Source organism: Paraburkholderia sp. GAS82 (genome assembly GCF_050436285.1).
Classification (GTDB): domain Bacteria; phylum Pseudomonadota; class Gammaproteobacteria; order Burkholderiales; family Burkholderiaceae; genus Paraburkholderia; species Paraburkholderia phenazinium_B.
Genome location: NZ_JBNDLX010000001.1, coordinates 861,231 through 875,533, shown reverse-complemented (window position 1 = coordinate 875,533; position 14,303 = coordinate 861,231). Strand labels below are relative to the sequence as shown.

At 63.2% G+C, this 14,303-nt stretch carries 10 protein-coding genes and 2 pseudogenes; 7 read left to right on the top strand and 5 right to left on the bottom strand.

Annotated features, from left to right (window positions below):
• Nucleotides 1-76: 76 nt before the first annotated feature.
• From P3T17_RS03855 to P3T17_RS03845, 3 genes are all read left to right on the top strand, one after another.
• Nucleotides 77-679 carry a plasmid mobilization protein gene (locus tag P3T17_RS03855; RefSeq protein WP_429404808.1) on the top strand — a complete coding sequence of 201 codons (603 nt, stop codon included), beginning with the start codon at nucleotides 77-79 and terminating at the stop codon, nucleotides 677-679.
• A gap of 368 nt (nucleotides 680-1,047) precedes the next feature.
• Nucleotides 1,048-1,728: a PspA/IM30 family protein gene (locus tag P3T17_RS03850; RefSeq protein WP_074264386.1), complete on the top strand. Its 681-nt coding sequence runs from the start codon at nucleotides 1,048-1,050 to the stop codon at nucleotides 1,726-1,728.
• Nucleotides 1,729-1,844: 116 nt separating this feature from the next.
• A complete protein-coding gene (locus P3T17_RS03845; protein ID WP_429404806.1) occupies nucleotides 1,845-3,011 on the top strand; it encodes a tetratricopeptide repeat protein in 1,167 nt (388 codons plus the stop codon).
• A gap of 173 nt (nucleotides 3,012-3,184) precedes the next feature.
• Here P3T17_RS03845 and P3T17_RS03840 read toward each other — a convergent pair whose 3' ends face one another.
• Complete coding sequence (locus P3T17_RS03840) at nucleotides 3,185-3,838, bottom strand: TetR family transcriptional regulator (protein ID WP_429404804.1); 654 nt, start codon at nucleotides 3,836-3,838, stop codon at nucleotides 3,185-3,187.
• A 259-nt stretch (nucleotides 3,839-4,097) separates the two neighbouring features.
• Between P3T17_RS03840 and P3T17_RS03835 the strand changes: the two genes are divergently transcribed.
• Nucleotides 4,098-5,075 (top strand): alpha/beta fold hydrolase, encoded by a 978-nt coding sequence (locus tag P3T17_RS03835; protein ID WP_429404802.1) that lies wholly within the window; start codon nucleotides 4,098-4,100, stop codon nucleotides 5,073-5,075.
• 106 nt (nucleotides 5,076-5,181) lie between these two features.
• On the opposite strand, the gene P3T17_RS03830 is transcribed toward P3T17_RS03835, so the two are convergent.
• On the bottom strand, nucleotides 5,182-5,952 hold the full coding sequence (locus tag P3T17_RS03830) for a class I SAM-dependent methyltransferase (RefSeq protein WP_429404801.1): 771 nt from the start codon (nucleotides 5,950-5,952) through the stop codon (nucleotides 5,182-5,184).
• Between the two features lie 390 nt (nucleotides 5,953-6,342).
• On the opposite strand from P3T17_RS03830, the gene P3T17_RS03825 reads away from it, so the two are divergent.
• Nucleotides 6,343-7,746, top strand: a complete 1,404-nt coding sequence (locus P3T17_RS03825) for a methyl-accepting chemotaxis protein (RefSeq protein WP_429404799.1) — start codon at nucleotides 6,343-6,345, stop codon at nucleotides 7,744-7,746.
• Between the two features lie 57 nt (nucleotides 7,747-7,803).
• Here the strand turns inward: P3T17_RS03825 and tssJ are convergent, their stop codons facing one another.
• The 3 genes and pseudogenes from tssJ to tssF form a co-directional block, all read right to left on the bottom strand.
• Nucleotides 7,804-8,427 carry a type VI secretion system lipoprotein TssJ gene (tssJ, locus tag P3T17_RS03820; protein WP_429404797.1) on the bottom strand — a complete coding sequence of 208 codons (624 nt, stop codon included), beginning with the start codon at nucleotides 8,425-8,427 and terminating at the stop codon, nucleotides 7,804-7,806.
• Nucleotides 8,428-8,438: 11 nt separating this feature from the next.
• Entirely contained in the window at nucleotides 8,439-9,542 is a 1,104-nt protein-coding gene (tssG, locus tag P3T17_RS03815; protein ID WP_429405498.1) for a type VI secretion system baseplate subunit TssG, read from the bottom strand.
• Between the two features lie 35 nt (nucleotides 9,543-9,577).
• A pseudogene (gene tssF / locus P3T17_RS03810) lies at nucleotides 9,578-10,999 on the bottom strand (type VI secretion system baseplate subunit TssF); the annotation flags it as partial.
• 17 nt (nucleotides 11,000-11,016) lie between these two features.
• On the opposite strand from tssF, the pseudogene tssD reads away from it, so the two are divergent.
• Nucleotides 11,017-11,298, top strand: a pseudogene (tssD, locus tag P3T17_RS03805) (type VI secretion system tube protein TssD); the annotation flags it as partial.
• 172 nt (nucleotides 11,299-11,470) lie between these two features.
• Nucleotides 11,471-14,215, top strand: a complete 2,745-nt coding sequence (gene tssH / locus P3T17_RS03800; protein WP_429404794.1) for a type VI secretion system ATPase TssH — start codon at nucleotides 11,471-11,473, stop codon at nucleotides 14,213-14,215.
• Nucleotides 14,216-14,303: the final 88 nt, after the last annotated feature.

The following is a 14,303-nucleotide window of genomic DNA, read 5'->3' as shown; positions in this document are numbered from 1 at the left end:
GGACTCGTCGCGCGGGGAAAGCGCGGCCGCGCGCCAAATCAGGCGTTCCACGCCACAACAAGTACGCGAGCAGACTATGAACAAGCCCAGCGAACGCATCGTCGTATTCGTCACACCGGCCCAGAAACGCGCCATTGCCGCCAGCGCAGAAAAACTCGGCATCAGCGTTAGCGAACTGATGCGGCGTGCCGTGCTGAGCTTCGGCGCCACCAGCGAACAGGTCAAGGCCGCAAGCATCGTCGACAGACTGCGTGCGCCGCGCGAACCGGACGCGCTGAATGCAGCGCTGGAACGGGTCGCGCGCGGCACCCGCAACGCTCGCGCTGCCCTGCCCGCCGTGCTGAAGAAAGACAAAAAAGACGCTGCTGTGCCTGCCGGCGCGGAACCAGAAGCCGCAAGCGAGCCCCTGCTGCCGGCGGACGTGCTCGCGGCGCTGGTGCGCACGCCGGAAGAAGAACAGGCGTTGGCCGACGCCCAGGCGGTGGCGCGCGTCACCGCGGCAGAAGCCGCTGCAATTGCACACCCTGCCGACCCCGGCGGGCAGAGCGGGCAGACAGACCTGCCGCCTGTCGCTGCGCCCCGCGCGCCGCGCACGCGCGTGCGCGTTCGGATCGACACCGCGCCCGACGACGACGATCCGCGCAACGACCCCACTCCGGAAGACGGCCGCTTCGCGTGAACGGCACGGCGCCATGCCGTTGGACGCATTTCGCTTCGTCTTCACACAACGTTGAAATATTCCGCGGGCCTTTGCGCGGAATCGACGTCTGAAACTGTGTGGAACCGACTTTTTAAGGCGGTTTTAAGACATCCTATGGTGTAATCTTTGCCAGCTGCTGAGGCTGCATGGCTTGCACGAAGCCCTTTGCCCCACTGGCGCAACACAGCGGTTGAACAATTTGCGGGGCGGCTATTGCATTTCGCACGCGTGCCCCGACTTCCGCAGCGGTTGCCCGCGCAATACCGCGACGGGCAGCGTAAACTAGTGGTCACAAGTGGTCGAACGCGCCAGCTACCCAGCGCCGATTTCATTTTACGGAGGTATACATGTCGCTATTTGACAGCATCTCGCGCACGCTCAAAGGTCTCCTGAACGACGCTGCCGATTCCGTGCAGGATCCGTCGCGCGACTCGCGCCAGATCGTGCGTGAGCTCGACGAGAGCATCGCCAAGGCTGAGAACTCGCTGATCGAGATTCAGGCCCAGGTGGCCACCCAGCAAAGCAAGCGCGACGTTGCCGCCGACAAGGCGAAGAAGTACGAAGACGGCGCCAAGCGCGCGCTGCAATCGGGTGACGAAGCACTCGCCCGCGAAGCGCTCGGCGCACAGGCCACCGCCGAAACGGAACGCGATGCGCTGGCGCGAGAACTCTCGACGCTCGAGCCGTCGGTCGATCAGTTGAAGAGCCAGATCGAAGATATGCGTGGCCGGCGCAACGACCTCGCTTCACGCTCGAGCATTCTGCAGGCCAAGCAGGAAATCGCTCAGGCCAAAGATGTCGCTGCAACCGCGCTGGGTGGCATCGGCGGACGCAACCTGTCGGAAGACTTCCAGAAGCTCGAAGACAAGGTCGCGCTGTCGAATGCACGTTCCGACGCTCGCCTGAATTCCGCTGACGTGAAGAGCGGCAAGGCGCTCGACGACAAGCTCGCCGAGCTCAATCGCGGCCCGTCGGTCGAAGACCGCCTCGAAGCGTTGAAGAAGCAGTTGAACACGCCGGCCCAGTAACACGTCGTCAAGCAGTACACCGGATGTGACGCAGCGCCGGCAATCGTGCGGCGCTGCGTGTCACACCGGAGAATCGATCGACATGGAGACGGGTGTAAAGCCATCCGGTCCGACACATGAAAAAATTTCTCGCAGCCGCATTCGCGTCGCTGTTGCTGATCTCCACGGCGGCCTTCGCCGTGCCGACAGTGCAGCAGATCGAATCCGCGATGTCACAGGGCAACTGGCAGCAGGCCGATGCAGGGCTGACCGAAGTGCTGCAGGCTCATCCGGACAACGCACGTGCGCACTATCTGTACGCCCAGGTGCTCGATCGCGAAGGCCGCACGAGCGATGCTCTCGCGCAGATCCAGCAGGCCAAGACGCTCGATCCGCAAATCCGCTTCACCGACCCTACGCGCTTCGCGCAGACCGAAGCGCGCATCCGCCGCGACGCGGAACGTACCGGTGCTGCAACGGGCCACACCACCAATCCGTTCGCACAACAGAACACGGCGGTACAGCAGTCGGCCATGGCGCCGCAAGTACCTGAACGGCATGGTCCAGGCATGGGCCTATGGATCGGCATCATTGTCGTGATCGGTGCGATTGCGCTGGTGTTGCGCTGGACATTGCGCCGCGCTCGCACGCAGGACGACTCGCGCGCCGACGACGATCGCCGCGTTCAGCTCAAGCGCGCTACGGAGCTGCTTAACGCAGTGCGCTCGCTGAAGCTCGATGTGAAGCTCTCTACGTTGCCGGGACATGAAGCGCTCGCGCGCGAAGTGGAAGGCACGGAAGACCAGTTGCGCGGTGTTGTCGAAGGACTCTCCAGCGGCAAGAATCCGTTGCCGCCGTATCAGCTCGACGAACTGGAACAGCGCGTTGCCAGCCTGAAGGCGCGTGCAGAAGGCCGCCCCGATCCATACGCGGCTGCGCCTGCAGGTTCGGGCGAGTCCGCGTATGCGCGTGAAGCCGATCGTTTCGGTAATCCGCCGCAAGCGCCCTATCCTTATCCGCAGCAGCAACCGCCTCAGGTTATCGTGCAGCAAGGTGGCGGCTTTGGTGGCGGCATGGGCGGACTGCTGACCGGCGTGCTGCTCGGCGAGGCGCTCAACTCGGGTCGTGAGCGCGAAGTGATCGTCGAGGACGACGAAAGCCGGCGCCGCCGCGACGACGGCAATAACGGCAACAACGACGGCGGTCTCGATTTCGGCCAGGGATCGAACAACTGGGACGACGGCAGCGGCGGTGGCGGCGTGGATATGGGTAACGACGACTCCGGCGGCTGGAACGACACCTGATACCTGATCCAGACACGCGCGCAAGCGCAGTGCAGCTTCCCGGTTCGCTGCTGCGATTACGCGCAACATCCACGAAAAACAGGCTCCACGCATGGAGCCTGTTTTTTTATGCGCCGCCTGGGTGCGATGCGCGCGACGATGCAATCACATGCGCAGAACGCGGCTTGTGACGTTCACGCGCCAGTGGACAGCGGTTGCTGATGTTGCTCGAGCACGGTCGCGCCGGCGAACAACCTGACAATAAAGCGTTCCGAGTAATCGATCAGCGCCTCGCGATGAGCCGCTGTTGAAATGTACTCATGCGACAAATGGAACAGTTGCAGCACGACCTGCGTGCAGATTTCGTCGATCGTGGTCCGCGAGAGGGCTGGCATCAGCTTGAGTTGCACGACATCGTCGGCCATTTCAGCCGATACCTCGTGCAGGTTCGCGCGCACTGCATCGCGTAACGCCGGCGAAGTGCCGTGATACTCCGCCAGCGCGCTCAAAAACGCTTCGCGGTTATCGAGTGCGAACGCAAAAAACGCCGCGCAGGCACGACGCGGCACGCTATGCGGCTCGTCGTGCGCAGCAAGCCAGCGCTCGCGTCGCAGCATCGGCCGCAGACGCCGGCTCACCCACTCCACCGCTTCACGCGCCAGATCGTCGAGCGTATCGAAGTGCCGGTAGAACGTATTGGGATTCAAACCGGCCTCGCGCGCCACTTCACGCAAACCTAGCGACGCAAAGCTGCGGCCGCCGGCCGTCAGGCGCAGGGCCGCTTCAATCAGCCGGCGCTTGCCGGGGGCGAGATCGAGATCGGGATTGGGAGTGGCAGTGGGTTCCATGGACGACTGAAGGAAAACTCGCTTAACTCGCCAAACGCTCAAGACACGCGGGGAGCGTGCCAAAGCGCCGGTATGGAGGTCTATGTCCGCACTGTAAACGATCTTGACGTGAAGTGCACAGTTGTCTACTCTGCGGCTTGAGATGATGTAGACAAGTGTAGACAGGCACTTCTATTTTCACCTCCCGTCGGTATCAAACGAAGAATCACACAAAGAGCTGCATCGGCGCTTTCGAACTCAAATAATCAGGGAGATACGCATGGCGAGCCTCGACACCGCTTCCCACACCCAGAGCACGCCATTGGCACCCCGCTCGCTTGCCGCACGCCTCGGCATCAGCAGCGTGCCGCGCGACGAACTGCGGCAGCGCTACACGCAGCGCGGCTCGAAGTTCGTCAGGATCATGGGCGCCGACGTTCATTATGTCGACGAAGGCAGCGGCGAGTTGCTGGTGATGATTCATGGCTTCGCCTCCTCGCTGCACACCTGGGATGGCGTCGCGGACGAACTGTCGCGTAGCTATCGGGTGATCCGTCTCGACCTGCCGCCATTTGGCGTGACAGGACCGCTGCGCTCCCCGTCCGGCGAGATCGAGACGATGAACCTGCCGACTTACAGGCGCTTCATCGATACGTTCATGCAGGCGCTCGGTCTCGATACCCGCCGCGTGACGCTGATCGGCAACTCGCTCGGCGGTCTGATCTCGTGGGATTACGCGGCGCGGCATCGCGATGCGGTCGAGCGGCTCGTGCTGATCGATGCAGCAGGCTTTCCGATGAAGCTGCCGATCTACATTGGCCTCTTCAACAACGCACTGGTCCGCATGAGCGCACCGCGGTGGCTGCCCGAGCAGATTATCAAAAGCGCGGTGCGCAATGTCTACGGCGATCCGCGCAAGCTGGCGGCGCCCGTGCTGCGGCGCTATATCGAGTTCTTTCACGGAGAAGACACACGCGCGGCGATCGGCAAGATGGTGCCGACGCTCGATTTCGCCGACCTCGACACCGGCGTGCTAACAACGCTCGACGTCCCGTCGCTAGTCTTGTGGGGTGCGAAGGACCGCTGGATCCCGCCCGCTCATGCTGCTGAATTTGCGCAGCGCATTCCCGGCGCACAGGCGGTGATGTACGCGGGACTCGGCCATATCCCGATGGAAGAAGACCCGGCGCGCGTGCTGGACGATTTGCGAGCATTCCTCGCAAAGCAAACCGTGCGTACCGGGCCGGTCACGGCGTGACCGAGGTTCGCTTGAACTGGTCCAGGCACGCCGCCCGCCGGCAGGTAAAGGCGTGCGCGTGGAAACACGGCGCACGCTTCACCGCCACGCGCCTGGACACAGGCCGTCACGCATTCGCCGCGGCATATCCCGCATAAACACGCGTCGTATAGCCGAACTCGACCATGCCGTTGTGCGCAGTGCGATCGAACAGATCGCGCAATGCGACCAGTAGCGGCTCGTGATTCGGATGGCCCGCTTTGGGCGCATAGGACGACGACATCAGGCGGCCCTTGAGCCCGTCAAAATCGAGCCGCTGCAGGTTCGGGAAGCTCTCCTTGTGCGAAAACGCATCGCCGAACCACGCGGCCATCGCCGCGTCGTCGGGGTAACGCTCGGCGACTTCCGTGTAATCGACGCCGTACGCCCTGAGCAGCGCCTCATAGCCCGCGAGGAACGGCGACCCATCGAGCAGCCGGCTGTTCCAGAACAGCGCCACGTGGCCCTGCGGCCTGAGAATCCGTGCAAACTCGCGCCGTGTCGTGACGGGATCGAACCAGTGAAAGGCCTGCGCGGCGATCACCAGATCGACACTGGCGTCCTCGAGCGTGGTCGCCTCCGCGGTGCCGGCGACGCTGCGAAAGTTCTCGTAAGGTGCGAGCCATGCATTCGCGGCCTCGCGCATGGCCTGATTCGGTTCGACCGCAATCACCGGATGACCGGCGTCGAGAAAGAGCCGCGCCGAGATTCCCGTGCCCGCGCCGATATCGGCAACCTGCGCGTCCGGCGCGACACCGCAGGTCTCATGCAGGAAGCTCACCACCTCCCGCGGATAACTGGGCCGGTACTTGACGTAGTCAGCGACACGATCGGTAAAGCGCTGCGTGGAATCGGTCATGGGAGAAAACCTGTGCCGGTGGGAAAGGAGTTCTAAATTACCTCAGTTCGCGCTCGCGCGGCGGGCAAGAGCGCTCAGCCTCCGCCGCCGAGGAAGCGAAGCACATCCCAGAGAAACTTGCAGGCCAGCACGATCAGCTCCCACAACTGATAGAGCTGCTGCCAGCCGGCAAAACACGCGAAGGCATCAGGCATATTGGATCAGGCAATCGATTGGTGGCAAGGTTCAAGGCACAGTCAGCGGAGCCGCCCAGTCTGCGACGAGACCCACATCATAGCGACCCCGGGATACCCCGTATCAAGTTGCGGACCGCCGGGCCGTCATTATCGGGAGAAGACGCGGCATCCGTGCTGGATGTCCACACCGACCCGCGCCATCAAGGAGACACTCATGACGCGCTTTAGTTTTCGCCGGTCGAGCCAGGTGCCGTCGATTGTGGGCGAAATTGCCGCGCAGGCGGGCAAACTCGGCATTGAGATCTGCGACGTCTCGGGCCACGTCGAAGAAGTCGCGGCGCGGGTGCAGCATCAGGCGCAGGTGTGCCAGTCGCTGCGAGACGCTGCGGCGCAGACGATGGCGGGCAACCGCCGGATCGCAACGGCCGCGCGCGAGATGCGCGACGTCACGACCGAGGTCGCAAGCGGTGTGCAGGAGTCGCAGCAGACGTTGGAGGCATCCCTGGCGGACATCCACGGTCTCGTCGAAGGCGTGACGGTGATCGAGAGCCACATTGGTTCGCTGCGGGCTGCGATTGCACATGTGAGCAAGGTCTCCGAGGAAATTTCGCTGATCGCGCGACAGACGCATCTGCTGGCGCTCAATGCCGCAATCGAGGCAGCACGAGCCGGCGAGTCGGGCAAGAGTTTCGCGGTGGTCGCAGCGGAGGTGAAAAACCTGTCGGCCAAGACGGCGTCGGCGACGGGACAGATTGAAAGCACGCTCGCGCAACTGACCCAACAGACAGAGCAGTTGACGACGGAGGGGTCGGTGAACACAGCGCGCGCATATCGGGTGCGGGAGGGCACACGCAAGATTGGCGAGGTGGTGCATTCGACGGGCGAGGCGATTACGCAGCTCAATGCGGAGGCCACGCAGATTGCGACGTTGACGGGAGAAATCGAGAGCCGGTGCACGGGACTGGAGGCACAGGTCGTGGAGATGGCAAGCGGCGTGGAGGACTCGAGCGAAAACTTCGTGCAGGCGAAGAACCGGCTGGGCAACTTGCTGGGAGTTTCGGAGACGCTGATCGAGTTGACGGCCGCCACAGGGGTCGAGACAACGGATACGCGGTTTATTGAAGCGGTGCGGCAGACCGCGACGAAGATCGGAAAGATGTTCGAGCGCGCGGTGGCGAGTGGGGAGCTAAAGCTCGATGACCTGTTTGACCGTACGTATGTGCCGATTCCGGGGACGAATCCACCGCAGTTCACGACACGGTTTACTGCGTTCACCGATCGGGTGTTGCCTGGTGTGCAAGAGCCTTTGCTCGGGTTGGATCCACGGGTGGCGTTTTGTGCGGCAGTGGATGCGCGTGGTTATCTCCCGACGCATAACCAGAAGTTTTCTCAGCCGCAGCGCGATGATCCGGTCTGGAATGCGGCGAATTGCCGGAATCGCAGGGTGTTCGATGATCGGACCGGGCTTGCGGCTGCGACTCATACCAAGGCGTTTTTGTTGCAGACTTATCGGCGCGATATGGGGGGTGGGGAGTTTGTGCTGATGAAGGATGCATCGGCGCCCATCTACGTTAATGGGCGGCATTGGGGTGGGGTTCGGATGGGGTATAGGGTTTGATGGTTTTTGCGGATCGCACCCTCCGGTGCAGAAAAGGTGCAATCCCGGATAACGTTTCTAGCCCTGCTTATGGCCGCCGGATTGCGGCTCCGATGCTGCGGCTGAGGCCGGACTTGCCGGCGCGGCCTGTTGGGGAGTTTTATGTTTGACGGGTTGGGAATCCGCACCGTCCAGCACCAGCTCGTTGCCGCGCACCTCGATCTTCACCGGATCGGTTTTCTTCCACTGCTTCTTCGGAATCGCAAGCTTCCACACCGCGTCCTGCCCCGGCTCGCGGAAGAACGCTACCACCCCCACGAATTGCGCCGCCTCGTTCATAGGTTCGACAATACTGGCGCTCGCGTCCGGACGTAACACGACGTCCTTCGTCGCGAGCAGATCCGCCTTGAGCAGGTTCAGATCGTCAGACTGAAGTTGCACATAATTCAGCTCTCCGAAGGTCTTCGAATCCTTAAGCTGGTAGAACCTCACCACCGTCGAGAGCGACTGCCCACGGACGTCGGCATTGAGTGAGGTACGACCTTTGAGGTCCACGTTCATCGTCTTGACCTGGGTCGTGAAGGCCCATTTGGCGGCGTCGACGGTTCCGTCGCCGACTGCCTGTGCCACACCGCAGCCAGCCGTCGCCAAAGCCGACAATAACGCGATTGCCAGACTTGCGCGATGTGCCGCGCGTTTCATGTTTGCGTCCATTAAGCACATGCCCCTGTTCCTGTTGTTGTCCTTGATGCGGTTCTCTCCCCGGCGCCGTTCCAGCGGCCGAGCTGCACACGCGTGATACGCGCCGGACCGCCTGCCGATGACCAGGCCGGCGCTTCCAGTTGCGCCGTAAAACCCAGGTTCGCTTGACGCGGCTCGAGCATGGGTTTCGGCATGAGGTCGGCCCGCACATGCATCTGCAGATCCGCTTCGCTTTCGTAGCCCAGATAGAACCGCAGCAGTGCCATGACCTCACGGTGGGCGGGCTGCCCCGGCACGAGCGCCAGCACTGCTTCACGCGACGCCGGCGTGATGACGACCCGCACCGTATTCGCCCGGTCATAGAAGCCGCGGCCGAGCAGACATTGCTCACCAAGCGCGGCGGGCTCGACGTCGTCGATTTGCCGCCACACCGGGTGGAACTCCTCAACCGCAATCGAGGCGTCTGGCACGGCATGGCTCAGCACGCCTGCCAGCCCTTCTGCAGTGCGCGTTTTCTGCATGGCAAGCCCTAGCATCGATAGCAGCCGGCGTTTGTCGGCCACCTCCGGAAGCTGCTGACTCGCGGTGGAGGACGCCGGCGGTTCCCCGGCCGCAGGGAGGCGCGGAACCAAGGTGGCAATGCGCGCGGATGTACTGAATCCAAAGCCAGCGAAACTGAGCAGATAGCGCGACACCGGGTCCGTACCGTCACGCCTGAAGCCGACGGGATACCGGTATTTGCGCGCGACGCGGTAGTACTGCGTGATGACGCGGTGATGGAACAGGTCGAGAAATGCCGACAACCGCTCTGCCCCATCACGGTTCTGCGCCACCTCATCGACGAAATACGCGGGCATGCGCGCATCGACGCCATAGAGTCCGAGGAACGTCGTCACGACCGAGGGTGGCGCGGCCGGATCGTCGGTGTCGTACCGGACCGCATCGATTTCGCGCCCGGGAAAGCCCAACTGCGCGCGCGAACGGAACCGGATGGGATCGGCGGCCGGCGAGTCCGTTGTCCCGAGCGGGGGCGCATCGGGCGCGGCCAGCTCAAGCAGCTCGCAGAAACGGATGAAGTTCATCCGCGGCGCGTCGTCGAGAATCGCCGGCAGCATCGGCCGTGCTGCGGCCGCAGGCATCGTGCGTGCGTTCAAAACGGTGCCCCTTCGCCCTTCGTTTCGGGCCATTCGATGCGCTGCCCGGTGGGCTGGGTCACCAGCACGAGCCTGGTGTAAAGGTTCAGTGTTGCGTACAGCCCGAGGAACCGGTTGAGCATGCTACCGAAGAGTTCGAGATCCCCGTCGCCTGCAAAGCGACCTGCATCGAGCGTCACCGTGATTTCAACGCCGCGCATCAGGCCGCCCTTGACGAGTTTGCTGAGCGGCCGGTGCCGCACATCGGTAATAGCGTTGATGCGCCGGCTGTTGAGTTCGCCATCGGTCCAGTCGTAGAGCGCAAGCGAGCCGCGCAGGATCTCCGCGTCGAGCAGCGACAGATAGTTCGGGGCGAGGTGGGACAGCACGCGCCACTGGAACCGGTCGCCGGTGGGCGGATAGACCGGCAGGGTCGGTGCCGTGAGGTTGCGCACCGCGCCGATGCTGGTAAAGCCGCCGCGCATGCGCGTGATGCCCGCTTCGCGCAGGGCCCTGCGCGGCAGCATGCCGTTGGTCCCGGTCACCGAAAGGGACAGCGTCTCGGTGGGCAACGCGGCGGGTGTCTTCGCCTGATCCCACGCGTGGCCACCGAGCACGATCCAGGTGTCGAACCGGCCGGACGGCCCGCGCCGCATGCGGGTGTGGTAGTACCGTTCCGGCATGTCGTGACGCAGCATGCCGCCGCGATGGCGAAACGCCGCGAAAGGCACATATTCGTAGCGCCGGCCGCGCTCGAAATACTGCACGGCATCGACCGAATAGATATCGACGAGTGAGCCATGTTCGGCGCGCGCACGTACCCGGTACTCGGTTTCGTGCTGCGTGACCGTGACCGGATCGGCGCTCACCGGGAACAGATTGATGACAGGCGTGCAGTACAGGCGCACGTTGTCCGCATTGAAGCGCATGTCGTCCGGATACGGGCGATCGAGGACGATCTCGACATCGAGTGACGTCGCCGACGCGGGAATCGCCTGGATGTCGAGCCCGAGCAGATCGACAAACATGAACTTCTCGGGGAAAGTAAAATATTCGAGTAACAGCTGGTAGCCACCGAACGAGTTTTCGGCCTTTGGCCAGAGCCGTTCGTCGGCCGCGAAGCCTGCGGGTGCGGCGCGTAGTCCCGCCATCTGCATCGGCGCACCGGGCCGGTCCTCGGGCCAGCCCGGCACACGGACCTGCATCGCCACCGGTTTTGCCGTGAGCGCAGCGTAAAGGGCAAGCGCCACCGGCCGGTCCGCATTCAGATACAGGCGCAGGCGCGGCACCCGCAGCCGCTCGCGCTCGGCCTGGGTCTGGATGGCGAAACGCAAGCGGATGACGGAGCGTCCATCCTCACGTGCATAAACGCCGGCTTCGCTGAGGGCGAGCGGATACAGGTCGACCGCCTGCGTGGTGCGGTACACGCACTCGATGGCGGCATCACTCGTATTGGACTCCGTACCTCTACAAGGCGGTCACGAGCGGTCAGACCTTAAAGTCTGCCGAGATCAGGTGGTACAAGATCGACGACGCCGGCAAGGAGAAAGAGTACTTCAACACGAAGCTCGATAACGTGAAGATCGTCGCCGTGCGTCCGAAGATGCTTGACATCAAGGATCCGGACTACGAAAAGCATAACCACTTGGAGGAAGTCGAGCTGCGCTACGAGACGATTACCTGGTCGTACAAGGACGGCAACATTATCCACAAGGACACCTGGAACGAGCGTTCCTGATTCACAGGTAGTCCGGAGGCCGGTACACCGTCCCCGGTAGTCTTCGGAATTACCGGCCTTTCCTTGCCAGTCTGCCTGCGCGGACTGGCCCTTTCGGACTGGCCTTTTTATTGCGCGGGGCGCGCCGCTCCAGGCTGGCCCGCCCCTCTTCAGATGTGCGAATAGCCCAAACATGACCGTGCACAACGACCGAAACGCTTCCTTCCGCGACGCCAGCCAGCTTCTGCAGCGGCTCAATCCACACTGCGCGAAAGCGCTCGAGGCCGCGGCAAGCCTGTGCCAGACACGGCTCGCAGACGAGATTTCAGTCGAGCACTGGCTGCTCAAGCTGATCGAGGCCGGGGACGGCGATATCCCGGCCATCATGAACCATTACGAACTGAACGTTGATGCCGTGTGGGATGCACTGCTCAGGGCCATCGACCACACACCGCGTAACCTGCGCGGCCGCCCCAGCCTCTCTCCGCAACTGGCCGTTGTCATCCAGGACGCCTGGTTCCGTGCCTCTACACACGCTGAAGGCAGTGATCCGGCCATCCGTTCCGGCCATGTGCTGCAGGCCATCGTCGAGGCCCCGCATGTCCTTCGTGCGGCCAATGCCTGGCAACTGCTCTCAGTGAGCAGCGCGCAGATCGAACGCCTGCTGCCGCGCCTCGGGCCGCGAACCTGCGAGAACCAGCCAGAGATGCCGGAAGTCGTTTCCGACCCGTCCGCCGTTCCGGCCGGAGCCGATTCCGTTAATCACCCGTCAGATGGGAAAACAGCGCAGACAGCAACGCGCAATGTGGAAGGCGACGCACTCGCCCGCTTTGCAATCGACATCACCGCGAAGGCGCGCGACGGCAAGATCGATCCGGTATTCGGACGCGACCGGGAGATCCAGCAGATGGTCGATGTGCTCGCCCGGCGGCGCAAGAACAACCCGATCCTCGTCGGCGAGCCGGGTGTCGGCAAGACCGCGCTCGTCGAAGGCCTCGCGCTGCGCGTAGCCGACGGCGCCGTGCCGAACGTGATCCGTGACGTGCGTATTCTCACGCTCGATCTCGGTCTGCTGCAGGCCGGTGCGGGCGTGAAGGGCGAATTCGAGCAGCGCCTCAAAAATGTGATCGATGAAGTGCAGGCCTCGAACGTGCCGATCCTGCTTTTCATCGACGAGGCGCACACCCTGATCGGTGCGGGCAACGCAGCAGGCGGCGCCGACGCCGCCAACCTGCTCAAGCCCGCACTCGCGCGCGGCGAGCTGCGCACGATCGCCGCCACCACCTGGTCGGAATACAAGGAATACTTCGAGCGCGATGCCGCGCTCGAGCGCCGCTTCCAGATGATCAAGGTGGACGAGCCCGATGACGCGGCTGCCTGCCTGATGCTGCGGGGACTCAAGGAACGCTACGCGAAGTATCACAACGTCCACATTCGCGACGACGCACTGGTGGCCGCGGTCAGGCTCTCGCGCCGCTACATTCCCTCACGGCAGTTGCCAGACAAGGCGGTCGACCTGATCGATACGGCCGCAGCCCGTGTGCGCATGGGTCTCGAATCACCGCCTGCGGAACTGCAACGGGCACGCGCCACGCTTGCCGCGCTGGAGCTGGAGCGCACCACGCTCGAAGACGATGCGCGCGCAGGTATCGAAAGCGCGGAAGAACGTCGCGCTGCGCTCGATGCCGCGCTCACCGATGCGAAAGCACAGTTGGAGACTCTGCAGCAACGTTACGGGCACGAACTTGGGCTTGTGCAGGCGCTCCTCGAGCAGCGTGATGCCGCAGCAGCCGGCGACACCGGATCGCTGGCCCAGACGCGCGAGGCACTCGCGCGTGCGCAGGGCAAAGCGCCGCTGATCTTCGCGGACGTAGACGCCCGGGCGATCGCCCGCGTGGTCGCCGAGTGGACCGGAGTGCCGGTCGGCAACCTGCTCGAAGACGAACTGACCGGACTGCTCACGCTTGAAGAAAGCCTGGCCACCCGCGTGGTTGCTCAGGATGACGCACTTTCGGCACTCGCCGAAAGCCTGCGCACAGCGAAAGCGGGTCTAAAAAACGAGCATTCGCCGCTTGGCGTGTTCCTGCTCGCAGGACCGTCTGGAGTAGGTAAAACAGAAACGGCGCTCGCACTCGCCGATCTGCTGTTCGGGGGCGAAGCCGCACTGACGACAATCAACATGTCGGAATATCAGGAAGCCCATACGGTTTCGCAACTAAAGGGCTCACCTCCCGGTTATGTCGGTTACGGGCGTGGCGGGATCCTCACCGAAGCTGTGCGACAGCGTCCATACAGCGTCGTGCTGCTCGACGAAGTGGAGAAAGCCCATCGCGACGTGCTCGACATGTTCTATCAGGTGTTCGATCGTGGCACGATGCGCGACGGCGAAGGCCGCGAGATCGACTTCCGCAACTGCGTGATCCTGATGACCTCCAATCTCGGAAGCACGCAGATCGACGAGGCCACGGCGGAGAACCCCGGCATTTCGCAGGCAGAACTGCACGACGCGATCCACCCACAACTCGTCGCGCACTTCCAGCCCGCGCTGCTTGCCCGCTTCCAGACGCTGGTCTACCGGCCGCTCGACGCTACAGCGCTCGCATCGATTGTGCGGCTGAAGGTTGAGAAGGTCGCCGAACGTCTGCACCGTCTTTACGACATCGAGCTTACGTGCGACGACGCGTTGACCGGGGCGCTCGCGCAGCTTTGCCTCGCACGCGAATCCGGCGCACGCAATGTCGACGCGTTCCTCAACCAGCGCATCCTTCCTGCTGTTTCGCGCGAGCTTCTGACACGGATGGCTGGAGGCTCGCTACCGGTTGAGTGCCGACTGTCGATAAGCGCCGACGAAAGCCTCGTCATTGACTTCCTGGATCGCCACAACGCACCGTCTTCTGCCAACGCAACCGCTGACGATCTGGCTATGGTCACTACGTGAAGGAGTATGTGACGCCAGTCGGCCCTTCGCTGTACTTTTTGGGCCGCCTGGCTGCATGTGTGCAGCGTATTGAGCGTGAGCGTTAAGC